General features: G+C 61.7%; 20 protein-coding genes. 12 read left to right on the forward strand and 8 right to left on the reverse strand.

Annotated elements, in window-relative coordinates; all coding sequences use genetic code 11:
- From ACIQ3Q_RS14160 to scpA, 8 genes are all read right to left on the reverse strand, one after another.
- A partial coding sequence (locus ACIQ3Q_RS14160) for an NADP-dependent isocitrate dehydrogenase (RefSeq protein ID WP_396269771.1) occupies positions 1–1,336 on the reverse strand: 1,336 nt, incomplete at its 3' end.
- A 210-nt stretch (positions 1,337–1,546) separates the two neighbouring features.
- Positions 1,547–3,442, reverse strand: a complete 1,896-nt coding sequence (locus ACIQ3Q_RS14165; RefSeq protein WP_396269772.1) for a propionate--CoA ligase — start codon at positions 3,440–3,442, stop codon at positions 1,547–1,549.
- A gap of 110 nt (positions 3,443–3,552) precedes the next feature.
- Complete coding sequence (locus ACIQ3Q_RS14170; protein WP_396269773.1) at positions 3,553–4,014, reverse strand: VOC family protein; 462 nt, start codon at positions 4,012–4,014, stop codon at positions 3,553–3,555.
- A gap of 17 nt (positions 4,015–4,031) precedes the next feature.
- Positions 4,032–6,107 (reverse strand): acetyl-CoA carboxylase biotin carboxylase subunit, encoded by a 2,076-nt coding sequence (locus ACIQ3Q_RS14175; protein WP_396269774.1) that lies wholly within the window; start codon positions 6,105–6,107, stop codon positions 4,032–4,034.
- Positions 6,108–6,612: 505 nt separating this feature from the next.
- On the reverse strand, positions 6,613–8,145 hold the full coding sequence (locus tag ACIQ3Q_RS14180; RefSeq protein WP_210809151.1) for an acyl-CoA carboxylase subunit beta: 1,533 nt from the start codon (positions 8,143–8,145) through the stop codon (positions 6,613–6,615).
- Positions 8,146–8,181: 36 nt separating this feature from the next.
- The gene (gene meaB, locus ACIQ3Q_RS14185) at positions 8,182–9,168 is read right to left on the reverse strand and encodes a methylmalonyl Co-A mutase-associated GTPase MeaB (RefSeq protein ID WP_396269816.1); all 987 of its coding nucleotides are present in this window, start codon (positions 9,166–9,168) and stop codon (positions 8,182–8,184) included.
- A 101-nt stretch (positions 9,169–9,269) separates the two neighbouring features.
- Entirely contained in the window at positions 9,270–9,758 is a 489-nt protein-coding gene (locus ACIQ3Q_RS14190) for a GNAT family N-acetyltransferase (RefSeq protein WP_396269775.1), read from the reverse strand.
- A 15-nt stretch (positions 9,759–9,773) separates the two neighbouring features.
- Positions 9,774–11,933 carry a methylmalonyl-CoA mutase gene (gene scpA / locus ACIQ3Q_RS14195; protein ID WP_396269776.1) on the reverse strand — a complete coding sequence of 720 codons (2,160 nt, stop codon included), beginning with the start codon at positions 11,931–11,933 and terminating at the stop codon, positions 9,774–9,776.
- A 154-nt stretch (positions 11,934–12,087) separates the two neighbouring features.
- Here scpA and ACIQ3Q_RS14200 point away from each other — a divergent pair, with 154 nt between their 5' ends.
- The 12 genes from ACIQ3Q_RS14200 (at position 12,088) to ACIQ3Q_RS14255 (ending at position 26,568) form a co-directional block, all read left to right on the forward strand.
- Positions 12,088–12,732: a GntR family transcriptional regulator gene (locus tag ACIQ3Q_RS14200; RefSeq protein WP_396269777.1), complete on the forward strand. Its 645-nt coding sequence runs from the start codon at positions 12,088–12,090 to the stop codon at positions 12,730–12,732.
- Positions 12,733–12,972: 240 nt separating this feature from the next.
- Positions 12,973–13,533, forward strand: a complete 561-nt coding sequence (locus ACIQ3Q_RS14205) for a GspH/FimT family pseudopilin (protein WP_396269778.1) — start codon at positions 12,973–12,975, stop codon at positions 13,531–13,533.
- Positions 13,530–14,117 carry a type IV pilus modification protein PilV gene (pilV, locus tag ACIQ3Q_RS14210; RefSeq protein WP_396269779.1) on the forward strand — a complete coding sequence of 196 codons (588 nt, stop codon included), beginning with the start codon at positions 13,530–13,532 and terminating at the stop codon, positions 14,115–14,117. Before ACIQ3Q_RS14205 ends, pilV begins: the two co-directional genes overlap by 4 nt.
- Before the next feature lie 35 nt (positions 14,118–14,152).
- Positions 14,153–15,139, forward strand: coding sequence for a PilW family protein (locus ACIQ3Q_RS14215; protein WP_396269780.1), 987 nt, complete (start codon positions 14,153–14,155; stop codon positions 15,137–15,139).
- Entirely contained in the window at positions 15,136–15,780 is a 645-nt protein-coding gene (locus ACIQ3Q_RS14220; RefSeq protein WP_396269782.1) for a pilus assembly protein, read from the forward strand. The genes ACIQ3Q_RS14215 and ACIQ3Q_RS14220 overlap by 4 nt, the downstream gene beginning before the upstream one ends.
- Positions 15,771–20,057, forward strand: a complete 4,287-nt coding sequence (locus ACIQ3Q_RS14225; RefSeq protein WP_396269783.1) for a pilus assembly protein — start codon at positions 15,771–15,773, stop codon at positions 20,055–20,057. Before ACIQ3Q_RS14220 ends, ACIQ3Q_RS14225 begins: the two co-directional genes overlap by 10 nt.
- Before the next feature lies 1 nt (position 20,058).
- A complete protein-coding gene (locus tag ACIQ3Q_RS14230; RefSeq protein ID WP_396269784.1) occupies positions 20,059–20,547 on the forward strand; it encodes a type IV pilin protein in 489 nt (162 codons plus the stop codon).
- 121 nt (positions 20,548–20,668) lie between these two features.
- On the forward strand, positions 20,669–21,868 hold the full coding sequence (locus ACIQ3Q_RS14235) for an acyl-CoA dehydrogenase family protein (protein ID WP_396269785.1): 1,200 nt from the start codon (positions 20,669–20,671) through the stop codon (positions 21,866–21,868).
- A gap of 18 nt (positions 21,869–21,886) precedes the next feature.
- Positions 21,887–23,020: an acyl-CoA dehydrogenase family protein gene (locus ACIQ3Q_RS14240; protein ID WP_396269786.1), complete on the forward strand. Its 1,134-nt coding sequence runs from the start codon at positions 21,887–21,889 to the stop codon at positions 23,018–23,020.
- A 5-nt stretch (positions 23,021–23,025) separates the two neighbouring features.
- Positions 23,026–23,982, forward strand: a complete 957-nt coding sequence (locus tag ACIQ3Q_RS14245) for a P1 family peptidase (protein WP_396269789.1) — start codon at positions 23,026–23,028, stop codon at positions 23,980–23,982.
- Between the two features lie 18 nt (positions 23,983–24,000).
- Positions 24,001–24,687, forward strand: a complete 687-nt coding sequence (locus ACIQ3Q_RS14250; RefSeq protein WP_396269790.1) for a 16S rRNA pseudouridine(516) synthase — start codon at positions 24,001–24,003, stop codon at positions 24,685–24,687.
- Positions 24,688–24,729: 42 nt separating this feature from the next.
- Entirely contained in the window at positions 24,730–26,568 is a 1,839-nt protein-coding gene (locus ACIQ3Q_RS14255; protein ID WP_396269791.1) for a response regulator, read from the forward strand.
- Positions 26,569–26,571: the final 3 nt, after the last annotated feature.

The raw sequence follows: 26,571 nt of genomic DNA on the forward strand, positions 1-26,571 counted from the left end.
CACCGGTATTGATGTCGGTGATGTTGGCCACGCCGTCTTCAGGGATCTCGAAGGTCTTGTCGTGCGAGCCGTATTCTTCAGCCTGCTGGGCCATCAAGCCCACATTGGGCACGGTGCCCATGGTGCGGGGGTCAAAAGCGCCATGCCACTTGCAGAAGTTGATCATCTCCTGGTAGATGCGGGCAAAGGTGGACTCAGGCATCACGGCCTTGACATCCTTGAGTCGGCCGTTCGCGTCCCACATCTTGCCGCCATTGCGGATCATGGCCGGCATCGAGGCATCCACGATCACATCATTGGGCGAGTGGAAGTTGGTGATGCCCTTGGCCGAGTCCACCATCGCCAACTCAGGGCGGTGCTCATGGCAGGCGTGGAGATCCCGCTTGATCTCTTCTTGCTTGCTTTGCGGCAGCGCGGCGATCTTGTTGTAGAGATCCACCATGCCGTTGTTGACATTGATGCCCAGCTCCTTGAAGGTCGCTGCGTGCTTCTCGAACGCGTCCTTGTAGAAGATCTTGACGCAGTGGCCGAACACGATGGGGTGCGAGACCTTCATCATCGTCGCCTTGACGTGCAGAGAGAACATCACGCCGGTCTTGCGTGCGTCTTCAATCTCTTTCTCGTAGAAGTCCAGCAAGGCCTTCTTGCTCATGAACATGCTGTCGATGACTTCTCGGTCCAGCAGCGACACCTTGGACTTCAAGACAATGGTCTTGCCGCTCTTGGTGATCAACTCCATCTTCACGTCACGGGCGCGGTCCAAGGTCATGGACTTTTCGCCGTGATAGAAGTCGCCCGCGTGCATGTGCGACACGTGCGAGCGCGAAGCTTGGCTCCACTCGGCCATGCTGTGTGGGTTCTTGCGGGCGTATTCCTTCACGGCCTTGGGGGCACGGCGGTCCGAGTTACCTTCACGCAGCACGGGGTTCACGGCGCTGCCAATGCACTTGTTGTAGCGCGCGCGAATGTCCTTCTCTTTGTCGTCCTTGGGCGATTCCGGATAGTCAGGAATCGCGTAGCCCTTGCCTTGGAGTTCTTTGATGGCGGCCATCAATTGCGACACAGAGGCGCTGATATTGGGCAGCTTGATGATGTTGGCATCGGCCTTGAGGGTCAGCTTACCCAACTCAGCCAGGTTGTCCGGCACACTCTGCTCTTCGCTCAGGCACTCCGGGAACTGGCCCAAGATGCGCGCCGCGACCGAGATGTCGCTGGTTTCCACGTTCACACCTGCCGCACCCGCAAACGTCCGCACGATGGGCAAGAAGGCATGGGTCGCCAGCAGCGGCGCCTCATCGGTCAGGGTGTAGATGATGGTGGGCTGCTTGTCGCTCATGACTTTTGCTCCGGCTTGTGAATGTGAAGTGATACAGGCCACGTGTCTCGCGCGGCCAACTCAAGACGATGCCGGATTTTGCTTTCGTGCACCTGTCCGAATTTCATTTTTTTAGCCCCGCATCTCACGATGCGAAAACCAAGGCCTCTTGACTCGTAAAAAAACCGCCAACCCGGCAGGGAAGGCGGCTTGATCGACCCAAAGCCCAGATCAACGGGCGACTGAGTCCTTGACTTGCTGCAGTGCAGCAGGGTCTTCCATGGTGGTCAGGTCGCCAGGGTCACGGCCTTCGCACACGGCTTGAATGGCACGGCGCAGCAGCTTGCCGGAGCGGGTCTTGGGCAGCACGCTCACAAAGCGCACGCGGGCCGGGCGGGCCACCGCACCGAGTTGGCCGTCCACCACCTTCATGATGGCGCCTTCCAGCCTCATGGCAGCTTCAGGTGTGTCGGCCTGCGACGGATCTTTCAGCACCGCAAAGGCCACCGCGACCTGGCCCTTGAGTTGATCCGCCACACCGACCACCGCCACCTCGGCCACATTGGCGTGGCTGGAGATGCTTTCTTCGATCTCGCGGGTACCCAGGCGGTGACCTGCCACGTTGATCACGTCATCCGTGCGACCCAGGATGTAGAAGTAGCCATCGGCATCCTTCACGCCCCAGTCGAAAGTGCTGTACATGACCTTGCCCGGAATGCTGGACCAATAGGTCTTCACATAACGCGCATCATCGCCCCACACGGTTTGCAAGCAACCCGGAGGCAGCGGGCCTTCCACAGCGATCACGCCCTTCTGATTGGGCTCGGTGATCTCTGCGCCGGTGTTCTCGTCGATGAGCTTGACGTCATAGCCATACACCGCCTTGCCGGGCGACCCGAACTTGGTCGGCGCTTTCTCGACGCCGTTGCAGATGGCCATGATGGGCCAGCCGGTTTCGGTCTGCCAGTAGTTGTCGATGATGGGCTTGTTCAGCGCGCCACCGATCCATGAGGCGGTGGGCTCATCTAGCGGCTCGCCCGCCAAGAACAGGGCCTTCAATGACGACAGGTCGTACTTGGTCAGGTAAGCCGGGTCTTGCTTCTTGAGCACGCGGGCCGCCGTGGGTGCCGAGAACATCACCGAGACCTTGTACTTCTCGACCAAACTCCACCAAACACCGGCGTCAGGCCGTGTGGGCAGGCCTTCATACATGATGGTGGCCATGCCGTTGATCAGCGGGCCATAGATGATGTAACTGTGGCCCACCACCCAGCCGATGTCGCTGGTGGAGAAATAGGCCTCGCCGGGGTTGCCCATGTAGATGTGCTTCATGGACGCGGCCAGTGCCACGGTGTAGCCCGCTGTGTCGCGCTGCACACCCTTGGGCTTACCCGTGGTGCCCGAGGTGTAGAGGATGTAGCTGGGATGGTCGCTGGCCACCCATTCGCAGGGCACGACGGTGTCCATAACCTCAGCGCGCGCGGCCGCGTAGTCCACATCGCGCCCAGCCACCGGGGCCAGGTCGGCCAAGCCACGGTTCACCATCAGCACCTTGGCAGGCTTGTGGCTGGAGAGGCTGATGGCCTCGTCCAGCAAATGCTTGTAGGGCACCACCTTGCCGCCGCGCATACCGGCGTCTGCACTGATGATGAGCTTGGGCTGCGCATCGTCAATGCGGCTGGCCAAGGAGTGGCTGGCAAAGCCACCGAACACCACCGAGTGGATGGCCCCGATGCGCACGCAGGCCAGCATGGCAAATGCAGCCTCGGCAATCATGGGCATGTAGATCAACACGCGGTCACCCTTGACCACGCCTTGCGCCTGCAAGATGGCGGCCATGCGCTGCACTTCGGCATGCAGTTCACGGAAGGAATAGGCCTTCTCGGTGTTGGTCTCGGTCGAGACAAAGATCAGCGCGTTTTGGTCAGCGCGATCCTTCAGATGGCGGTCCACCGCGTTGTGGCACAGGTTCGTCTCGCCGCCCTTGAACCAGGTCGCAAACGGGGGCTTGCTGTAATCACACACCTGCTCAAAAGGCTTGTGCCAGTCGATGAGCGCAGCCTGCTCGGTCCAAAAGCCATCGCGATCTTGGATGGAGCGGCGATGGAAGTCAGCGTAATTCGTCATGTTTTGTCTCCTGGAGCAGTGCGAAGGATGCGAGGACCGCAACGACAGCCCTCATTGCACTGCGAATGCCTGACGCTGCACTGTCATGGCAGCATGGCCGCTGTGCAAATTCAGCCTAATGCAGCAATCACGTCAGGGGGTGCCTGCACCAACTCAATCAGCACCCCCTCACCACCAACCGGAAATTCGTCGTTACCTTTGGGGTGGATGAAGCAGATATCGAAGCCTGCGGCGCCCTTGCGGATACCACCTGGGGCAAAACGGACACCATTGGCCGTCATCCACTCCACGGCTTTGGGCAGGTCGTCCACCCACAGGCCCACGTGGTTCAGCGGCGTGGTGTGTACCGCTGGCTTTTTCTCGGGGTCCAGCGGCTGCATCAGGTCCACTTCCACCGCCGTGGGGCCGCTGCCCAGTGCGCAGATGTCTTCGTCGACGTTCTCGCGCTCCGAGACAAAGGTGCTCTTCACGGTCAGGCCCAGCATGTCCACCCACAGGCTCTTGAGCTTGTCTTTGCTGGGGCCACCAATGGCGATCTGTTGGATGCCGAGAATCTTGAAGGGTTTGCTCATGTCAATGTCCCCACAGCCTATTCAAAAGCCAAGATGGCTTGGTCGACGCTCAGGCTTTCGCCCTTGCTGGCGCGCACTTCTTTGACCGCGCAGTCTTGCGTGGCCACCAAGATGTTTTCCATCTTCATGGCCTCAATGACGGCCAGCTTCTCGCCCGCCAAGACCTTCTGCCCCACCGTCACAGCCACATCCACCAGCAAGCCGGGCATGGGAGACAGCAAGAACTTAGAGAGATCCGGCGGCGCTTTGTAGGGCATGAGCTTGAACAGCTCTGCAGCACGCGGCAGCAGCACCAGCGCATCCAGCTGCGTGCCGTTATGGATCACGCGCAGCGCCAAGGGGTTCTTGCCCGCCACGCGGTCCACTTGGGCGCTGAAGGCCTTGCCATTGACGGTGCCCGTCATCAGCAACTCGCCCAGCTTGGTTTGGCTCTGGATGGCATAGGTCTTGCCGCCCACCAGAATGTCTGCGGCACCACGGGCGTTGTCAAACACCGGCACCTTCACTTCATGATGGGTGTGCTGGCCTTCAGCACCCAGTTGCACCACCACCAAGTCCGGCCCGTTTTGCACGCCGTGGCCCGGCAACTGGCCACTGATGCGCGCCGCACGCTCGCGCGCCTTGCGGCGCACAAAAGCGGCCAGGGCCACCAAGAACAGAGGGTCATCATGGGGCACATCTTCGGCCTTGAAGCCGTTGGCATAGTGCTCGGCAATGAAGCCGGTGTTGAAGGCGCCGGTGACAAACTTTGGGTGCGCCAGCAACGCGGCCTGGAAGGGGATGTTGCTGCTGATGCCGCGGATCACAAAGCCATTGAGCGCTTCGCGCATCTTGGCGATGGCGTCATTGCGGTCCTTGCCGTGCACGATGAGCTTAGCGATCATCGAGTCGTAGAACATCGGGATCTCGCCGCCCTCGTAGACACCGGTGTCCACCCGCACGCCACCGAATTTGCCATCCGAATAGGCCGCGCCTTGCAGCGTCTGGACCGACTGCTCCAACTGCTGCGCTGGCGGTTGGTAGCGCACCAAGCGGCCAGTCGACGGCAGGAAGTTGCGGAACGGATCTTCCGCATTGATGCGGCACTCAATGGCCCAACCTTCACGCTTGAGATCAGCCTGCCCAAAGGCCAGCTTTTCGCCGGCTGCCACGCGGATCATCTGCTCCACCAGGTCCAGCCCGGTGATGCACTCGGTCACCGGGTGCTCCACCTGCAGGCGGGTGTTCATCTCCAGGAAGTAGAAGTCCTGGTCTTTGCCGACCACAAACTCCACCGTGCCGGCAGACTGGTACTTCACGGCCTTGGCCAAGGCCACGGCCTGCTCGCCCATGGCCTTGCGGGTGGCCTCAGAGATGAAGGGCGATGGCGCCTCTTCGATCACCTTCTGGTGGCGGCGCTGGATGGAGCACTCGCGCTCATGCAGGTAGACCACATTGCCGTGGCTGTCGCCCAGCACTTGGATCTCGATGTGGCGCGGCTCCAGCACGTATTTCTCGATGAAGACGCGGTCATCGCCAAAGCTGTTGCGCGCTTCGTTGCGGCAGGACGAAAAGCCTTCAAAAGCCTCTTTGTCATTGAAGGCCACGCGCAGGCCCTTGCCACCACCACCGGCGGACGCCTTGATCATCACCGGGTAGCCAATGCCCTTGGCAATCTCGACCGCCTGTTCAGGCGTATCGATGGCATCGTTGTAGCCCGGAATGGTGTTGACCTGGGCTTGATTGGCCAGCTTCTTGGACGCAATCTTGTCGCCCATGGCCGCAATGCTGTAGTGCTTGGGGCCAATGAAGGCAATGCCTTCTTCTTCGCAGCGCTTGGCAAAGCCTTCGTTCTCAGACAAAAAGCCGTAGCCCGGATGCACGGCTTGGGCACCGGTCGCCTTACAGGCGGCGATGATCTTGTCGGCCACCAAGTAGGACTCGCGCGAGGGCGCCGGGCCCAACAGCACAGCCTCATCGGCCAGCGCCACATGGCGCGCGTCTTTGTCCGCCTCGGAGTACACCGCCACCGTGGCAATGCCCATCTTCTTGGCGGTCTTGATGACGCGGCAGGCGATTTCGCCACGATTAGCAATCAGAATTTTCTTGAACATCTCGGTCTCCTAAATGGGAGTGACTTTCAGTGTGGTTCGGTCGTGTTGCTTGCTCAGGTTCACAGTGGCTTGCGCACGCCATGGCTGCGGCGGGCCTGCCTCCGCTCATGTCCCCCGCCGACCTGCGGTCGGCTCCTCCTTAACTTCGCTGCGCCAGGCCCACCACATCCACGGCTGACTCGGTGGTGCGTCACGGTCCCAACAGCCACGTGCTCAGCGAGGTGAACTTGCAGCTCAGTCGACCCACGCACCGAATCGGCATCGGGCCGGGTGGGTGCTTTGCGAAGGTAAAGGAGGAGCGCGAAGCGCGGGGGACACGAAGCAAAGTGCCCACCCGGCCCGATGCCGCGCACCCTGCCCGCGCCGCAACCTGAGCGCCCCAGGAACGGGCCGTGCGGGTGCTTTGCGCAGGTAAAGGAGGAGCGCGAAGCGCGGGGGACACGGAGCAAAGCGCCCGTACGGTCCGTTCCAGCGCATACGTAAGACATGTCACCCATCACGCAAATTACAACGGGATGTTCCCGTGCTTGCGCCACGGGTTGTCCAGCTTCTTGTCCTTGAGCATCAGCAGCGAGCGGCAAATGCGCTTGCGGGTCTCATGCGGCTGGATCACGTCGTCAATGAAGCCGCGCGCCCCCGCCACAAAGGGGTTGGCAAAACGGGCTTTGTATTCGGCTTCCTTGGCCGCCAGCTTCTCTGGGTCACCCTTGTCTTCGCGAAAGATGATCTCAACCGCGCCCTTAGCACCCATCACCGCAATTTCAGCGTTAGGCCAAGCAAAGTTGACGTCGCCCCGCAAGTGCTTAGAAGCCATCACGTCATACGCGCCGCCATAAGCCTTGCGGGTGATCACCGTGACCTTGGGCACCGTGCACTCGGCATAGGCATACAGCAGCTTGGCGCCGTGCTTGATGATGCCGCCGTACTCCTGGCTGGTGCCGGGCATGAAGCCGGGCACGTCGACGAAAGTGATGACAGGGATGTTGAAAGCGTCACAGAAGCGCACAAAGCGCGCTGCCTTGATGCTGCTCTTGATGTCCAAGCAGCCGGCCAACACCAACGGGTTGTTGGCCACGATGCCCACCGTCTGGCCTTCCATGCGGGCCATGCCGATCACGATGTTGGCGGCATAGTCGGGCTGCAACTCAAAAAAGTCGCCGTCGTCCACCACCTTCAAGATCAACTCTTTGATGTCATAAGGCTTGTTCGCGTTGTCGGGCACCAAGGTGTCCAGCGAGTAATCCAGGCGGCTGGCCGCGTCGCCGCTTGGGCGCACCGGTGGCTTCTCGCGGTTGTTCAACGGCAGGTAGTTGAAGAAGCGGCGCAGCATCAACAGCGCTTCGACATCATTTTCAAAGGCCAGGTCAGCCACACCGCTCTTGCTGGTGTGGGTGGAAGCGCCGCCCAGCTCTTCAGCCGTCACGTCCTCATGCGTCACCGTCTTGACCACTTCCGGGCCGGTCACGAACATGTAGGAGCTGTCCTTGACCATGAAGATGAAGTCGGTCATGGACGGGCTGTACACCGCGCCACCGGCGCAGGGGCCCATGATCATGCTGATCTGCGGGATCACGCCCGAGGCCATCACATTGCGCTGGAAGACCTCGGCATAGCCGCCCAAAGAAGCCACGCCTTCTTGAATGCGCGCGCCACCCGAGTCGTTCAGGCCGATGACGGGGGCGCCGACCTTCATGGCCTGGTCCATGACCTTGCAGATTTTCTCGGCATGCGACTCCGACAAGGCGCCGCCAAAGACGGTGAAGTCTTGGCTGAAGGCAAAGGCCAAGCGGCCGTTGATCATGCCGTAGCCGGTGACCACGCCATCGCCCGGGATCTTGGTGTCGGCCATGCCGAAGTCGACGCAGCGATGCTCGACAAACATGTCCCACTCTTCAAAGGTGCCCTCATCAAAGAGCAACTCCAGGCGCTCACGTGCCGTGAGCTTGCCCTTTTTGTGTTGTGCGGCGATGCGCTTCTCGCCACCACCCAAGCGGGCTTTGGCGCGCTTTTCTTCGAGCATCTGCTGGATATCGTGCATAAGGGCTCCTCAGGATCGTCTATCTAACCATCAACATCAATGAAACAGGTCCAGCAGCCGCCGAGCGGCCACGGACGCGGCCACCACGCCCTTGCGCACATCGTCGGCCACTCGGCCAATCTGTTCGCGCACGGCGGGGTGGGCTTTGAATCGGGCTTTGAGACCAGCGTCGATGCGCTCCCACATCCAGGCTTCATCCTGGGCGCGGCGGCGCGCAGCCAATCGGCCGCTGCGGGATTGCAGGTCTCGGAAATCGGACACCGTCGCCCAGAAGGCGTCGACGCCTTGGTTTTTCAGGGCGCTCATTTGGATCACCGTCGGGTGCCACACGCTTTGATCATGGTGAAGGTGATCTGGATGCCCATGCATGCCAAACAAGCGCAGCGCCGAGCTGATCTGGGCGCGGGCCCGGGTGGCGGCGTTTTCATCTAAGTCGGCCTTGTTGATCACCACCAAGTCGGCCAGCTCCATCACGCCTTTTTTGATGGCCTGCAGGTCATCGCCGGCGTTGGGCAGTTGCAGCAGGCAGAACATATCGGTCATGCCCTGCACCGCCGTCTCGCTCTGGCCCACGCCCACGGTCTCCACAATCACCACGTCATAGCCGGCGGCCTCGCAGACCAGCATGGCCTCGCGGGTGCGCTCGGCCACGCCGCCCAAAGTGCCGCTGCTCGGGCTGGGGCGGATGTAGGCTTGCGGGTGCACCGAGAGTTGCTCCATGCGGGTTTTGTCGCCCAAGATGGAGCCGCCGGACACGCTGGACGAAGGGTCCACCGCCAGCACCGCCACACGATGGCCCAGGCTGATCAGGTGCAGGCCCAGCGCTTCAATGAAGGTGCTCTTGCCCACGCCGGGCACACCGCTGATGCCCAAACGAAAGCTGTCGCCTGTCGCGGGCAGCAAGGCATTGAGCAGTGCATCAGCGTGCAGGCGATGGTCGGCGCGGGTCGACTCCAGCAACGTGATGGTCTTGGCCATGGCCCGACGTTGTCGCGCGGGTTCGCCGCCGATCACGTCCTGCATCAAGGCCATTTCCGCCTCACGCAGTTCACGGCCGTCTTGGCGGGCCTGTGCATCAGCCTGCAGCAGCAAGGCCTGATGGACTTGATCCGGGTTGAGGTGCTTCACGCGCCTACCCCGTCGGCACGACCGCGTGCGGAGCGTAAGTAATACAAATCCCACTCGCCCTCGGCCTGCAGCACAAAGCCATGGCGCAGGTAGAAGCGGTTGGCGTCTGAGTGCTTGAGCGCCGTCACGCTGACCGCCTTGCGCTGCGCATCGGCCTCGCGCAGCACCTGGGCCAACACGCCCGAGCCGATGCCTTGGCCTTGGGCGCTGGGGTGAATGTAGAGGTGATCCAGCAGCCAGTCGTGCTCGCGCGGCACCACCACCACCACAAAGCCCACCAACTCGCCCTTGAGCAAAATGTGGCGGGTATAGGCCGGCAAGTAGCCGCGCGATAAGCGCTCGCGCGCGCGCTGCGGGTCAAAGCGCCCGACCTTTTCCAGGCTCTCGCGCATGGCGGCCATGCGCAGGGCCAGCAGGGCTTCAAAGTCGCCCTCGCCGGCCGGGGCTAGGCTCAGGCCTTCAACGACGCGCTCGTGGTAGACCATGGCGGCAGCTTGGCGTCAGGCCGCAGATTGCGCCAGTCGGATCTGCTCCAGCACGTCTTTGGCGCTGGCCGGAATGGGGGTGCCGGGCCCGTAAATGCCCTTGACCCCTGCCTCGTAAAGCTGGTCGTAGTCTTGGCGCGGAATGACGCCGCCCACAAACACGATGATGTCGTCAGCACCTTGCTTCTTCAGCTCGGCAATGATGGCCGGCACCAAGGTTTTGTGGCCTGCAGCCAAGGTGGAGATGCCCACCGCATGCACGTCGTTCTCAATGGCCTGGCGGGCGCATTCTTCGGGCGTTTGGAACAAGGGGCCCATGTCCACGTCAAAGCCCAGGTCGGCAAAGGCCGTGGCCACCACTTTGGCGCCGCGGTCATGGCCGTCTTGGCCCAGCTTGGCAATCATCACCCGAGGGCGGCGGCCTGCTTGTTCAGCAAAGGCGCTGATTTCGTCCTTGAGCTTGTCCCAGCCTTCGGCAGAGTCATAAGCAGCTGCGTACACACCGGTCACCTTTTGAATGTCGGCACGGTGGCGACCATACACCTTCTCCAGCGCGTCGCTCACCTCACCGACGGTGGCGCGCAGGCGAATGGCCTTGATGGCCAAGTCCAGCAGATTGCCTTGGCCGCTTTCGGCGGCTGCCGTCAGCGCGTTCAGCGCGGCTTGCACGGCGGCGCCATCGCGGCTGGCCTTGATGGCTTGCAGGCGAGCGATCTGACCGTCGCGCACCGCCACGTTGTCGATGTCGCGGGCTTCGATCAGGTCTTCCGTCTTGAGCTTGTACTTGTTGACGCCCACGATGACGTCCTTGCCCGAGTCGATGCGAGCCTGCTTCTCGGCGGCACTGGCTTCGATCTTGAGCTTGGCCCAGCCGCTGTCCACGGCCTTGGTCATGCCGCCCATGGCTTCAACTTCTTCGATGATGGCCCAGGCTTTGTCGGCCATTTCTTGGGTCAGAGACTCCATCATGTAAGAGCCGGCCCACGGGTCCACCACATTGGTGATGTGGGTCTCTTCTTGGATGATGAGCTGGGTGTTGCGGGCAATGCGGGCCGAGAACTCGGTGGGCAGCGCGATAGCCTCGTCAAAGGAGTTGGTGTGCAGCGACTGCGTGCCACCGAAGACGGCAGCCATGGCTTCGACGGTGGTGCGCACCACATTGTTGTAGGGGTCCTGCTCGGTCAGGCTCCAGCCGGACGTTTGGCAGTGGGTGCGCAGCATCAGGCTCTTGGGGTTCTTGGCGTTGAAGCCCTTCATGATCCGGCACCACAAGAGGCGCGCGGCGCGCATCTTGGCGATCTCCAGATAGAAGTTCATGCCAATGGCCCAGAAGAAGGAGAGCCGACCGGCGAAGTCGTCCACGTCCATGCCCTTGGCAATGGCTGTCTTCACATACTCTTTGCCGTCTGCCAGGGTAAAGGCCAACTCCAGCGCTTGGTTGGCGCCCGCCTCTTGCATGTGATAGCCCGAGATCGAGATCGAGTTGAACTTAGGCATGTTCTGGCTCGTGTACTCGATGATGTCGCCGATGATCTTCATCGACGGCTCAGGCGGGTAGATATAGGTGTTGCGCACCATGAACTCTTTCAGAATGTCGTTCTGAATGGTTCCGGAGAGCTTGTCTTGCGACACGCCCTGCTCTTCGGCGGCCACCACATAGCCGGCCAGCACAGGCAAGACCGCGCCGTTCATGGTCATCGAGACCGACACCTTGTCCAGCGGGATCTCGTTGAACAAGACCTTCATGTCCTCGACCGAGTCAATCGCCACACCGGCCTTGCCCACATCGCCCGTGACGCGGGGGTGGTCGGAGTCATAGCCCCGGTGAGTGGCCAGGTCAAACGCCACGGACACGCCCTGCCCGCCTGCCGCCAAGGCCTTGCGGTAGAAGGCGTTGGACTCTTCGGCGGTGGAGAACCCTGCGTACTGGCGGATGGTCCACGGCCGCACCGCATACATGGTCGCTTGCGGGCCGCGGATGAAGGGCTCTAGCCCCGGCAGCGTGTTGGTGTAGGGCAGCGCGGCCGTGTCTTCAGCGGTGTAGAGCGGCTTGACGCTGATGCCTTCAGGCGTTTGCCAGTTCAAGGCCTGGAGGTCGCCGCCTGGCGCCGACTTGGCGGCCGCCTTGGCCCATTGCTCAAGGTTGGCGGGATTGAACTCGTTGGATTGGGACATGAAGACTCCTGGTCGCCCAAGGGGAGCGTGGGCGCTTGAACGGCGGGCTGTGTGCGGCAGGCGGTGTGCGACGGCCTTTTTGCAGCTTGCCGTGAATGATACATGATGCATAATTATGAATTCAAACTTGACAATGATCTGACAGCCTCACGCCGTGCCCGCCGAAGCCGACACCTCCCTTGCCCCCCGCGCCCTCTACCAACAGGTAGCGGAGCGGCTGCGCGAGCAAATCTTTGCCCGCACCCTGGAGCCCGGCAGTTGGATCGACGAGCAAAAGCTCTGCGGCGAGTACGGCATCAGCCGCACCCCGCTGCGAGAAGCCCTGAAGGTGCTGGCCGTGGAAGGCTTGGTCACCATGAAAGTGCGGCGCGGCGCTTATGTGACGGAGATGTCCGGCATCGACGTGCAACAGGTTTATCGCCTGCTGGGCTTGCTGGAAAGCGACGCCGCCGCCGAGGTGGCAAGCACCGCCACACCTGAGGGCTTGGCCGAGTTGCAGGGTCTGCATGCCCAACTGGAGGCCAGCGCCACCCAACGGGATGAGTTTTTCCGCATCAACGAGCAGTTCCACCGCCGCCTGCTGGACTTAGCGGGCAACCGCTGGCGCCAACAGATCGTGGACGACCTGCGCAAGGTCATGAAACTCAATCGGCACCACTCGCTGTTCAAACAAGGGCGCTTGGCCGAGAGCTTGGCCGAGCACCGCGCCTTGATGGCCGCTTTAGCCGCCCGTGACGCGCAAGCGGCAGGTCGCCTGATGCAGGCCCATTTTCAAAACGGCTTGGCGGCAGCGGCCTGAGACTGGCAGAGAGCCTAGAAATCTTCCTCCGCCCATCGACTCGGTGGTGCCGCTCATCGGCAACGGAACGGCGCCAGCACCCAAACCCCTCAAAATGGCGCACTTACAGGGAGTTTTTGTGCCCAAACGGCGATGAGAGCAGGTTTAAGCCAGAAAATTCGCCATCGGATGCTGCCTTAAGCAGCATCAGTTATGCGCCGAACTGCATTCACCCTCTCCTTCAACCGAGCGAGACCGCCCGTGGCACTGTCCTCTCACCCCAAGGGTTTCACCCTGATCGAATTGATGACCACCATCGCGGTGATGGCCATCTTGACGACGATCGCGCTCGCAGACTTTGTCAACCCGCTGGTAGACATGCGACAGAGCTCGCTGGCGTCTGAGTTTGCAGACACGGTATCGCTGGCCCGCAGCGAAGCCCAGCGCCGCCGGCAAGTGGTGGTGCTCTGCCCACGTAGTGTGTCCGGCGGCTGCCAAGCCGGTGCCGCCAACTGGAATTCTGGTTGGGTGATGTTTCAAGACACGGATGACGACCGCACAGTAGACAGCGGCGAAGAGGTTATTCAGGTGCGCTCCAACCTAGATAACCGCACCACCCTCATTGCCACGGAAGAGCCCAAGGGCGGACCTATCGCTATGGACCCTCAGGGCTCCACCATCGGATTGACCACTAGCGCGCGGACCTTTCGATTCAGTGACGAAAAAATGAGCAATAAGCGCTATGTGATGTTAGGGCGTGCCGGTCGTGCACGCTCCTTGGCCCAGGCCGACTGCACCCCTGGAAAAGGATGTGTGCCATGAGACTGCCCCTGCACTCCAAGAGGCACCAGACGGGCCTGGCCCTCTTCGAAATTCTGGCCGCCATGATGGTGTTGTCGATGAGCTTCCTGGGCACCGCCTTGCTGCTCGCAAAAACAGCCAAAGAGGAACGCTCGGCGCTTTTCATGGGCCGGGCGGCCAGTTTGGCCTCTGACATGGCCGAACGAATTCGGTCCAGCCCAGCGGCCATCGACAACTACATCTTGGATCAAACCTATGCTTCCGGCTCTGGCGCAGTCACGGCGCCGGCTTGCGGCGGCTTATTCACCGCACCAGGGGCAGCACCCCTCAATCTTCCATCTTGTGGGAATGCGGCAGCTGCTGCAGCCTATGACCTGGCAAGTTGGCGCGTTCAGCTTCAAACCAACCTTCCCGGCGGCGTAGGGCGAATCGAGAGACGAGGCAACAGCAACGTGCGAACCATCATCGTGGGATGGATTGAGCCGGCACTCGACTACAACAAAACAAACGGGCAAGCATTACCGCCGCGCGGCCCAGACGACTGTGGCACAAATTTTGCGCCTCCGGATACGGTGAGGTGCTATCGCATGGAGGTGCGGCTGTGATCAACCGTCGGTCAAGCCTTCCTCACGCTCAAGCCATGACCAAGTTGGCCACCTCCCGAGGCATGACCCTCGTCGAGTTGATGGTCGCCATGCTCTTGGGCCTCTTGCTGGCTGGCGCAGCACTCTCTACCTTTTTGGCCTCATCACAACTGGCTCGGTCCATGCGCGGCGCAGCCACCGTCAGCGATGGGGGACAGAGTTTCACCAGCTATATTGCACAGCAGATTCGGGCCGCTGGTCATGTCGACTTGATGGAAAGAGACGGACAGTGGAGCGTCTTGACCTCCGCCGATGGGCAAGTGGGCGCGCCTAATTCCGGCGACGGCAGCCTGCTTGCACTGGACTCTGCAGGGAACTTTCCTGGCCTGTACTCCATCAAGGGTTGCAGCGGAGCCTTCAAAACACCCACCACACTGTTGGACTTTGCGTGCGCCCCAGACGTCAACAGCACTGTATCGTCACTCACCGTGGCCTATCAGGTCCTCTCAACACCTGAAGGCTGGGTCGCACCCAGCCTGGCGGAGACCTTCAATGCCAACCGCGGCTTCCAGACCGACTGCGGCGGGCGCGGCACACGCACAGGCCAAAGCGCTACAGCCAACCCTGCGGGTGACTTGGTCATCAACCGGTACTACCTTGACACTGCCGAACGCCGCCTGATGTGCATTGGCAACGGCGACCCCAGTAGGGCTGTCCAAGTTGCCGCAGACATAGAACAGTTTCAGGTTTTGTATGCCACCTCGCAGGCCAGCTCAACATCGGCCAGTGCCATATCACGGTTCGTGCTGGCCAGCGAAGTGAACTCGATGGTGAATGGTTGGGCTTCTGTAGTCGCTGTGCAGGTCTGTGTGCTGGCTGTCGGTGAGCCGGGCAGCTCGGCGGCAGGCAGCGCGGGCACCAACGTCTTCAATGTGGATTGTTCGGGCAACGCCGCCAATGCGAACGACGGCCGCATTCGCCGCGCCCATCGCACCACCATCAATTTGCGCAGTGGCTCTCGCAGTGCCACCGTCATGCCATGAGCTTCAGGCCCAAACCCTCGCACCCGGCCCTTCGATTCAAACGGCAAGGCCAGCAAGGCGTTGCCCTTTGGACGGTGGTGGTGCTCGCACTGCTGCTGGCCTTGCTCGCGCTTTCGCAAACCAACAGCGTCGTGGGTCAGTTCCGAACATCCAGAAATGAGCGTGATTTAGCGCTGGCTCGCCAGGCCGCAGAAGCGGCGCTGAGGGACGCTGAAGCCGACATCACCTGCCAAGTCTGGGATACCGCAACCGGCCAGTTGATACAGACAACAGACGCGTCTGAGCCATTGGTGAACAGCTACTGCCTTTCGCTGGCACCGACCTGCTCAGCCATGATGCCCACTCAAGACGAGCCAGGCATGAGACTGCTCGGGCGCACGCCCGCAGCAAGACCTGCAGATATAGATTGGAACTCCAACCCCTGCACCACGGGCAACTGTGCTGTGACCCTTGGCACGAAGACAAGAGCCACCGCTGTTGTCGGGGTCATAGCCCTGCCCCGCTATCACATTGATGTGCTGGACGCGCAGTTGGCGGCCACCAACGAACCCTCCCCCCTGTTCCGAATCACCGCACGTGGCTATGGCGCAACCCTGGCCACCGTGGTTGATCTTCAAGAGGTATACCGACCATGCAAGTAAGCTCTCGACTGATGGCTGTGCCCCTGAGCAAGATGGCTCGTAAGTTGACTGTGGCGCTGATTGCGGTGATGGGCGTCAGCACCATCATGTGGAGCGTTGCTCAAAGCCAAGCAGCGCCCATCCAGACAGGCAGCACACTGGCGATGCGGGGTCAGGTTATTGGCCCTGCCACATCCCCCACGCTGAACAGTACCTACAGCATCACCCCTGAGGATGATGTCAAGTGGATCACCTATATTCAGTCCCGCATTGGGTCTCCTTTTGAAGCCATCGGTGAAACCAGCTTTCAAAACAGCCTACCGGGTTCAGGAGACTTCAAGTGGATTCGGGGCAAGTTGGTACTACCCCCCAAGGTCAGCTTTGAATGGTTTGTGAAGGGCAGCGGCTGGACCACCACCGAGCCGGCGACTGGCACCCCTGTGACCAAAGTGAAGTGGAAGATGGAGCCCATGGTCAAGGTGGACTTTGGGGTCGTCAACACCACAGTGGACTTCACCGGCACAGGTGATGGCTTTCGCATCATCCCCTTCGGTAAGAACCTCTATGTTCTGAACCACCATACCAACAATCAGTATTTCAATTGCCGCGTTGCCGCCACCGGTGGCACTTGCGCTGGCTTCCCCTCCAACGGAACCGGCCTAGGCTTGGCTCAATTTGCCGGCACGGCCGCGAGTACGGGCGACAGGACGTACTACATGGTCCACAACCCCATGGAGGCGATCAACTACGAAACTGGAGAGTTGTTTGTTTCCGGGCAGCGCGGTAACGAGCTTGATGTGGTCTGCGTGAATCTCAATACTTTGGTGTCGTGCGGCTCTTTGCGGCTTGGAACCTATACCACCGGAAACTGGGGTGGTAACCATGCGCCCCTCGAACAAATTGGCGATAAGTATTTTGTCCTGGCAGCCAATGGGGATCTGCATTGCGTCAACATCAAGACAAAAGCCAGTTGCGGTAGGACCAACTACAACATTTCCGGTGGAACCTATCCAAATATTGGCGCCTTCACGGTTTCTTCTAAGTTTGGGCCCAAGGGCGACCAAGTCAATAAAGTATTTTTCGCCATTGCCAATAAGGTTTATTGCCATGACGCGGCCACTGGCGGTGCATGTGCAGGCTGGAGCACCGCTGGCAACTCCAGCCCATTTGGCGGGGTGATGCCCATCCTAGAAAATGACGTCGCAGGAACCCCCAAAGGGGTTTGCGATGGGTTCGGCACGAATTGCTACACCATTGGGGGTGTGAGCTTTCAGACCAGCGCCGAAGCGCAAACGTATTTCATGAACAACTCGTTTGCCCCCCGAACCACCTGGAATGGCGGGACCCCGGGCGTCAGAAACTCTTATCATTACTCATGGAACGCCGGGGCTATTGACGGCACCAGATTGATTACGGGGCAAACCAATGGTTTCGGAGTGAACTGCTTCGACTTCAGAACCAACGCCGTCTGTACCGGTTACCCCAAGAGAACCGACGCTCGTACGCTGGGCTACACGACCAATATGGACCCCACACGCGCCAACTGCGTCTTGCATTTGGGGGATGCTGCTCGTGCCCTATTGTTTGATGTGAACACGGGTGGCGGCTGCACCGATGGCAGCGAAGCTGAAAAGCCTAAACTGATGGATGTAGAGCCCGCTCAGTATTACAAGGGCGATGCGACTCAAGCCACCGTCACGGCATGGGACAAAGTCCGAATTTCTCCCTCTCTGAAGTGGGGCGGCTCTGGTGGCCTGAAGTCTGTCAAGGTGACTTTGCAAGATGCCAACGGAGCGATGTTGCCTCCGCTCTATAAGCCAGTGCGCTTTTTCACTGTCGGTGCTTACGATTTAAGAATTGGCCTGAATGACCAAGGTCAACCGGACGAAAACACCGTGCCGTATGCACAGTACCCACGTCTGAAGATCATCGTTCAGATGACGGGCAATGGCGGGCTGACCACCACACAAGAAGTCGGCATGGACGTCACCTGGAAGGGCGACCCCATCCAGCTCTGCTACGAAACCAAGATTCCGCAGAACCCAGGCTGCCCCATCAGTGCAGAAACCAAGGTGACCTTGGCCAAGTTCGAGAATCTAGACGGCATCATCGATGATTGGCTCGACGCATCCATGGTGTTCATGCCGGGCTTGCCCAATACGGGTTATGCGGCCGTCAGCGCGGTGACCTCTCCTCGCTCCATCCTGAACGACAGCATTGCGGGCCTGGATGGGCGCACGCGGGTTCTCCAGGGGCGCTTTGACATGCAGAACTTCACTGGCGACCTCTGGGCCTACGACTTGGATGGTTCGGGCAATGTCAATGGGGCCACTAAGCAAGAGGCCACAGACATTTTGTCGCCCAGCTTGAGCCGCCCTGTCTTCTCAGCCAAACCCGGCAGCGGGACAGAGGGCAGCATGGCGCCTTACAAGTTGAGTCTGGCCGCCGCCAGCCCAGCCCAGCAAGCAGCGCTCAATACCAACCGGCGGGGTGTGCAGGACAACCGTGGCAATGACCGCGTCAGCTACCACTACGGCAGTGACGGACCTTTCCGAGCCCGGGCAGCCCTGTTGGGCCCGGTGGTTAACTCCGGCCCGGTCGTGCTGAACCGCAGCACCATGCCTTCTTTGCCTGAGAACCTGTTCAAGGACTACACCAAGTACTGCGAGAACACGATCGGCAAGAAGCTTCCGCCCCTGGCCCTTTGGGGTGGCAATGACGGTGCGATACATGCCTTCAGCTTCGATAAGGGCAAGCTCACGGAGTCTTGGACCTTTGTCCCCGATGTCATGCTCAAGCTCACCAATCGGATGACAGACAGCAGCTTGGCCGAAAACAACCTCAACCCCTACTATGTCGACGCCATCCCCATGATCGGACACGCCGATCTCAATGGAACAGGGAATGATGGATGGGCTCCAGTGGCCGTCATCACCTATGGGCGAGGCGCACGTGCCATCACTGCACTTGACATTTCTGGTTCAGACCCGACCAAGGGGAAAGGCGTTCTCTTTGAGTACACCAACTCGACTCTGGGTGACACCACGCGCTCTGAAGGTATCAATGACCTCGCTGATTTGGGACGCATCATCAGCCAGCCCGCCTATGACGAAACCCTGGGGTCGCATCAAATCGTCCGCGTCAAAGACGGCCTTTACAAGCGCTGGGCCGTGCTGGTGGGCAATGGTGCCTCCAGCGATGACGCCGATGATGGGTCGCCCAGCGGCACGGGTCGCCCGGTTCTCTATGCCTTCTATCTCGACCAACCGCCCGCCTTTGACCAGCCGCGTTGGCGTCGCATTGATGTTCAAAGCGCCTTCAAAGACGGCGCCAAGGAACCGGGCTTGGCTTTCAAGAATGGGCTTTCAACACCTCGCCCCGTTGACACCGACGGCAACGGCGATGTCGATGTGGCCTATGCCGGCGACCAGCAGGGCAATCTGTGGCGATTTGACCTCTCTGACATCTCCGTGACCGGCAGCCCGAACCAAGACCGTGTGACGCGTTTGTTCCAGACCATCGACAAGCAGCCGATCTACAGCGTACCCGTGGCCGTTCGCAATACCGAGCAAGGCGCTTGTGCGGCGGACAAATTCCGCCAGTGCTGGCAGGTCACCTTTGGCACGGGTCACTACTTCAGCCCCATTCAGGCCTTGATAGGCAGCAAGCCCATCCAGTATCTTTACGGCATCTTGGACAAGGGCGACAAAACCACCGTCAGCCTGAACACCCTTGTTTTGAACCAATTCGAAACTAAGCGCGGTGCGTCGGGCATTGACTTCCGGACGGTGAGCGCGCAGAAGATCGAGTACGCCTCTGGCAAACGAGGCTGGTACATGGCCTTGGGGGCGACCGAGCATTTGGTGGGGGCCACTAAACTGCAGCCCACAGGCTTGGTCATGTACCCCGTGGTGCAGCCCGGCAAGACAGATACCTCGGCAGCAGCCTGTAAGGTGGCTCAGTCTTGGTTGTTCGAACTCAGCCCGATCACGGGTGCGCCGACAGGCTTTACCTTTGACACCAATGGCGACGGCAAGATCGATTCCTTAGACCTGTTGGATGGCACAAAAATCCCTGCGGCCATGGCCACCAGCGGCAGTCAGTTTGGCCCTCCGGCCATCTTGCTGGACAGCTCTACCGGGTCAAGCAGCATGTCCTTGGTGCTTCCAAGTGCGGGCCAAGACCGCAGCGCACCCAACTCTTTCGGATCTGTCGGCGCCAAAGCCGGCCAACCGGACAACGTCAAGCACGCCAACCCCAAACAGCTAGGCCGTATGTCCTGGCGGGAAGTCTATTGATATGCGCAGCAGTACAGCCCGTCTCAGCGCCGTGAGGCCGAAAGGCTTCACGCTCATTGAATTGATGATCGTGGTAGCCATTGTGGGCATCTTGGCAACCGTTGCTTTCCCGTCCTTCAACAGCTATCTGGTAAAGAGCCGACGAGCGGAAGCCAAGGCCATGCTGCAACAGGTCGCGATGTGGATGGAGCGCAACCAGGCCGCCACCTACCGCTATGACCGAGATCTTGAGAACGGGAGCATTAACAACGCAAGGTTGACTGCTTTGGGTTTTGATCGAACGCCCGCCACAGGCACCATGCACTATCAAATCCAGTTTGCGGCCATCAGTGCAAATGCCTTTGTCGTGTCTGCGACCCCACAGGGCGGCCAAGCCACTGACGACGCCACCTGCGGCACCTTGGCGATCAGTAGCAGTGGCCTTCGCGGCAAGCTTGATGGCGCAAGCGTCAAGGCTGACCCCACCACAGAGGACTGCTGGCGCCGCTGAACCCCCAAGGCGCAGGCGCCTTCTGGCGCCCCGTGCTTTCCCCTAAGGCGCCCTCCGGGCGCCTTTTTTGTCGCTGCGGAGACAAGGCTGAGGCCAGCAGGCATGCTAAAACCACAGCCCTATGGACCTTCAATTCACCCCCGAAGAGCTCGCCTTCCGCCAAGAGGTTCGCGAGTGGGTCGCGGCTCATCTGCCGCCTGACATCAGCCACAAAGTGCACCAAGGACTGCGTCTCAGCCGAGACGACATGCAGTCTTGGGCGCGCATCTTGGGGCGCAAAGGCTGGCTGGGCTATGCCTGGCCGCAAGCCTTTGGTGGCCCGGGTTGGAACGCCATCCAGAAGCACCTCTTTGAAGAAGAGTGCGCGCTGGCCGGTGCTCCCCGCATCGTGCCCTTCGGGCCGGTGATGGTGGCCCCTGTCATCATGACCTTCGGCAGCCCAGAGCAGCAGGCGCGCTTTCTGCCCGGCATTGCCTCGGGCGATGTGTGGTGGAGCCAGGGCTATAGCGAGCCCGGCTCAGGCTCTGACCTGGCCTCGGTCAAGACCCGCGCAGAGCGCGACGGCGACCACTACATCGTCAACGGCCAAAAAACCTGGACCACGCTGGGCCAATACGGCGATTGGATTTTTTGCCTGGTGCGCACCAGCACGGAAGGCAAGCCCCAAACCGGCATCTCCTTTTTGCTGATCGACATGAAGAGCCCCGGCGTGACGGTGCGCCCCATCATCATGCTCGACGGTGAGCATGAGGTGAACGAAGTCTTCTTCGACAACGTGCGCGTCCCAGCCAACAACCTCATCGGTGAAGAAAACAAAGGCTGGACCTACGCCAAGCACTTGTTGGCCCATGAGCGCACCAATATCGCCGACGTGAACCGGGCCAAGCGCGAGTTGGAACGGCTCAAGCGCATTGCCAAAGCAGAAGGCGTGTGGGACGACTCGCGCTTCCGCGACCAGATCGCCCTGCTCGAAGTGGACATCGTGGCCCTGGAGATGATGGTGCTGCGCGTGCTGAGTGCCGAGCGCAGCGGCAAGCAAAGCCTGGATGTGGCGGGCTTGCTCAAGATCCGCGGCAGCGAGATCCAACAGCGCTATGCCGAGCTGATGATGCAGGCCGCTGGGCCCTATGCCCTGCCCTTTATTCAAGAAGCGATGGAGGCAGGGTGGCAAGGCGATGCCGCTTTGGGTGGCCTGTGGCCCGGTGCGGCCCACCACTGCGCGCCCTTGGCCAGCACTTATTTCAACCTGCGCAAAACCACCATTTACGGTGGCAGCAACGAAGTCCAACGCAACATCGTCTCTCAGACGGTGCTGGGTTAAGAGGCTCTGGAGACACTCATGGACTTTGATTTCACAGACGATCAACTGGCCCTGCGCGACGCTGTGGCACGCTGGGTGGACAAGGGCTTTGGCTTTGAGCGCCGACATGGCTTGGCCAAGGCCGGCGGCTTCACCCGCGTGGTGTGGCAAGAGCTGGCCGACCTGGGGCTCACCGGCCTCACCGTGCCCAGCGAGCACGGCGGCATGGGCTTTGGCGCGGTCGAAGCCATGGTGGTCATGGAAGAGCTGGGCACTGGCTTGGTCAACGCCCCCTTTGCCGCAGGCGCGCTGGTGGCACCGGCCTTGTTGCAAGCGGCCCCGGCCGACGTTCAGGCCGAGTGGCTGCCCCGCATCGCCGAAGGCTCTGCCCTGGTGGTGCTGGCCCATCAAGAACGCGCCGCGCGCTATCGCCTCCACCATGTCAGCACGCAAGCGCAACGCAGCGGCGAGCAGTGGCTGCTCACGGGCAGCAAGAGCGTGGTGCCAGCAGGCGACGAGGCCGACGCCTTCATCGTGCCTGCCCGCCTCAGCGGCGTCGCCGACTCAACTGAGGGCATTGGCCTGTTCTTGGTCCGCCAAGGTGCACCCGGCTGCAGCGTGCGCGGCCATGCCACACAAGACGGTGCCCGGGCCGCCGAGCTGCAGTTGCAAGCCTGCCCGGCCACCTTGATCTGCGAGCAAGGCTTTGCGGTGCTGGAGCAGGCGGTGGACATCGCCATTGCTGCGCTCTGCGCCGAGGGTGTGGGCCTGATGGGCAAGCTCACCGCCATCACCGTCGATTACATGAACACGCGCAAGCAGTTCGGCACCACGCTGGCCAGCTTCCAAGCCCTGCGCCACCGCATTGCCGATGTGAAGATGCAGCTGGAGCTGGCCCGCTCCATGAGCTATTACGCCAGCCTGAAGCTGGGTGAGCCCGCGGCCGCGCGGCGCCGTGCGCTGAGCCAAGCCAAGGTGCAGTTGGGGCAGTCGGCGCGCTTTGTGGGCCAGCAATGCATACAGTTGCATGGCGGCATTGGCGTGACGGACGAATACATCGCCAGCCATTACTTCAAGCGCCTGACCATGCTGGAGATGCAGTTCGGCGACACCCTGCATCACCTGGGTGAAGTCTCGACACGCATGCAAGAAACCGCCGGCGTGTTCGGCTAGGCCGAATGAGCATCACCCGCGTCGCAGGCCTCAAGGTCGGGCACTTCACGCACCCCCAGCGCGCCACGGGTTGCACCGTGGTCTTGTGCGAAGCGGGGGCGGTGGCCGGTGTCGATGTGCGAGGGGCGGCGCCCGGCACACGCGAGTGCGAGCTGCTCGCCCCCAGCAACACCGTGCAGCAGGTCCATGCCATTGTCTTGAGTGGCGGCAGCGCCTTTGGCCTGGATGCCGCCAGCGGCGTGATGCGTTGGCTGGACGAACGCGGACACGGCTTGGCCGTGGGCACAGCCCGCGTGCCCATCGTGCCTGCTGCGGTGCTGTTTGACCTGTGGGTGGGCGACGGCCGCATTCGCCCAGATGCCGCCGCAGGCTATGCTGCCTGTGAGGCTGCCAGCACCGCAACGTCCGATCAAGGCAACGTGGGCGCAGGCAGCGGCGCCACCGTCGGCAAACTGTTTGGCCCGCAGTGGGCCATGAAGGGCGGCATCGGTACGGCCTCCGTCACCGTGCACGGCATCACGGTGGGGGCCTTGGTAGCCGTCAATGCGGTGGGCGATGTCCGCGACCCAGCCAGCGGCCGCTTGCTGGCCGGTGCACGCTCGCCCCAAGGCGGCCTCAGAGACACCCTGGCCGCCCTGCAGGCCGGTGAGTGGCCCACCGCGCTGCTGGCCGGCGCCAACACCACCATCGGCGTGGTGGCCACCGATGCCGTGATGAGTAAGGTTCAGATGCAGCGCATCGCCACCATGGCCCATGACGGCTTGGCCCGCACCATTGCACCCGTCCACACCGGCTTTGACGGTGACGTGATGTTCTCGCTGGCCACCGGTGCGGCGGGCAAAACCGTGGAGCCCAGCGTGCTGGGCAGCCTGGCCGCCGAGGTCACGGCCCAGGCCGTGCTCAACGCCATACGGGCCGCCACCGGCTTACCGGGCCTACCCGCCCATCAAGACCTGCCCTGAGCGGCTACAGTCTGGCCCATGAAACTCAGCCAGATTCTCTTCAGCCAAGGTTTTGGAACGCGCCGAGTCTGCTTCGGCATGATTGATGCGGGCCTGGTGCGCCATGAAGGCCGCGTCTTGGACGACCCGCATGAGGACCTGGACACCGACGGCCTGGTGCTGACGGTGGAGGGCAAGCCCTGGCCCTTCCATGCCAAGGCCTTGATCTTGCTGCACAAGCCTGCAGGTTTTGAATGCTCGCAAAAGCCCAAACACCACCCCAGTGTGATGACCCTGCTGCCTCCGCCGCTGCGCAACCGGGGCGTGCAGCCGATTGGCCGGCTCGATGAAGACACCACCGGACTGCTGCTGCTGACGGAAGACGGCACCCTCATCCACAAGCTCACCTCGCCCAAGCACCATGTGCCCAAGGTCTATGAAGTCGGCTGTAAACACCCCATCAGCGATGAGCAGGTCGAGCGCCTGCTGGCCGGTGTGGTGCTGGATGACGACCCACAACCCGTCAAGGCTGCGGCCTGCGAGCGCGTGAGTGAACACCATCTGCGCCTGACCCTGACAGAAGGCAAATACCACCAAGTCAAGCGCATGGTGGCCGCCGTCAGCAACCGGGTCGAAACCCTGCACCGCAGCAGCTTCGGTCACTTGGTGCTGCCGCCCGACTTGCCCGCAGGCCAATGGCGCTGGGTCGACGGCTGGCCCAAGTAAGCCAGCCCGCACGCGCCCCAACGCCCGCCCTTGGAGCCCCCCGTGAACGCCCCCGAACCAGCGTCAGACCACACCGACTCGCAGGGTTCTTGGCGGCCCAGCTCCAAGTCGGAGATCGCTGAGGACATTGCCTTCGAGCGACTGCAGGCCTTGCATGCCGGGGCCGTCGCTCCCGTCATCGCTGGCTTGGTCTTCGCTCTCGTGGTTGCGCATGTGGTGGAGCCCTACTTTGGCGCGGCCATGGCCTGGGGTTGGTGCCTCAGCAAGATGGCGATCGGCTTGGTGCGCTTGCTGGTGTCACTGAGCTTCGCGCGCGCGCCCCAGCGCCGTCTTCATATGCGCCGATGGTTGTTCATCTTCACCGCCGTGCTGCTGGTGGACGCCATCAGCTGGGGCATGATGGGCGCGCTGTTTTCACAGTCCGGCCATTTGCTGGTCGATGGCTTGATTTTGGCGGGCATCGTTGGCGTGGCCGCCGTCAGTCTCTTTCCATTGCTGCACTATCGCCAGCTCGCCATTCCTTTTTTGGCGATCGGGCTCTTGCCCATCGCTCTGGCTTATGCCTTCAGTGGGCAATACGGGTCTTGGCATGTGGTGGGCGGCTTGGCACTGTACTTCGCCGTCTTGAGCGTCGAGGCCATTCGCAGTGAACGGCGCGCCTTGGAGTTGCTGCGCCTGCGCTTTGAAAACAGCGCCATCGCCGCCAGCCAGCGGGACGCGCTGGCCCTGGCCCGCCATGCCAGCTCGGCCAAGAGCCGCTTCCTGGCCACTGTCAGCCACGAGTTACGCACGCCGCTCAACGGCATTTTGGGCACTGTGGCGCTGATGCGTCTGGACCCTCTGGAGGCCAAGCAAGGCGAGCGACTCGGCGTGGTCAAACAGTCAGCCGACCACCTCTTGACCGTGCTGGGCGACCTGCTGGACTTCTCCCGCATCGAGCACGGGCGTATCGACCTCCAGCCCCAGGTCACCGCCCTGTCCACCATGGTCCATGAGGTCACCGATCTGCTGACCGCCTTAGCGGCCGACCGAGGCTTGCGCTTGCAAGTCCAGCTCTCGCCAGACCTGCCCGCCCATGTGCTGTGCGACGCCGCACGGGTCAAGCAGGTGCTGCACAACCTCTTGGGCAATGCCCTGAAGTTCACGCCGAGCGGTGGCCGGGTCAGCCTGAGTGTGTCGCTGTCGCCCAGCGCATCGGCACCAGAGCCACGGCAGTTGCGGTTTGAGGTGCTGGACTCTGGGCCGGGCATTCCGCAGGCCGACCATGAACGCATCTTCCAGGCCTTTGAGCAGAGTGCTACCACCAGCACCCAAGGCCCCCTCGGCACGGGGCTGGGCCTGACCATCTCGCGCGAGCTGGCGCGAGCCATGGGCGGCGATGTGATCTGCCGCCCTGCGCCGGGCGGCGGCGCTTGCTTTGGCTTCACCCTGCGCTGCGTGCCCACGGCAGCGCCTGAGGCGCCCCCACACCCCGCAGGCGCGCCCTTGGCGCCCCTGAAGGGTGAGGTCTTGCTGGTCGAAGACCAACCCGTCAACGCCATGGTGGCGCAAGCCCTGCTGGAGCACTTCGGGCTGCAGGTCAGCACCGTCGCCAACGGTGCTTTGGCCTTGGCGAGCCTAGAGCAGCACCGCCCCGATCTAGTCTTGATGGATTGCCAGATGCCCGAGATGGACGGCTGGGAAGCCACCCGCCGCTGGCGGGTCTTGGAGGCCGCTCAGCCCACCCAAACCCGCCTGCCCATCATCGCCTTGACGGCCAATGCCGTGCAGGGCGACCGCGAGCGCTGCCTCGCGGCCGGCATGGACGGCTACCTCGCCAAACCTTTCGAACCAGCCACCCTGCACGCCCTGCTGAGCCAGTGGCTGCCGCAGGCGGGATAATCC

The organism is Ideonella sp., from assembly GCF_044358605.1.
Taxonomy (GTDB): domain Bacteria; phylum Pseudomonadota; class Gammaproteobacteria; order Burkholderiales; family Burkholderiaceae_C; genus Ideonella.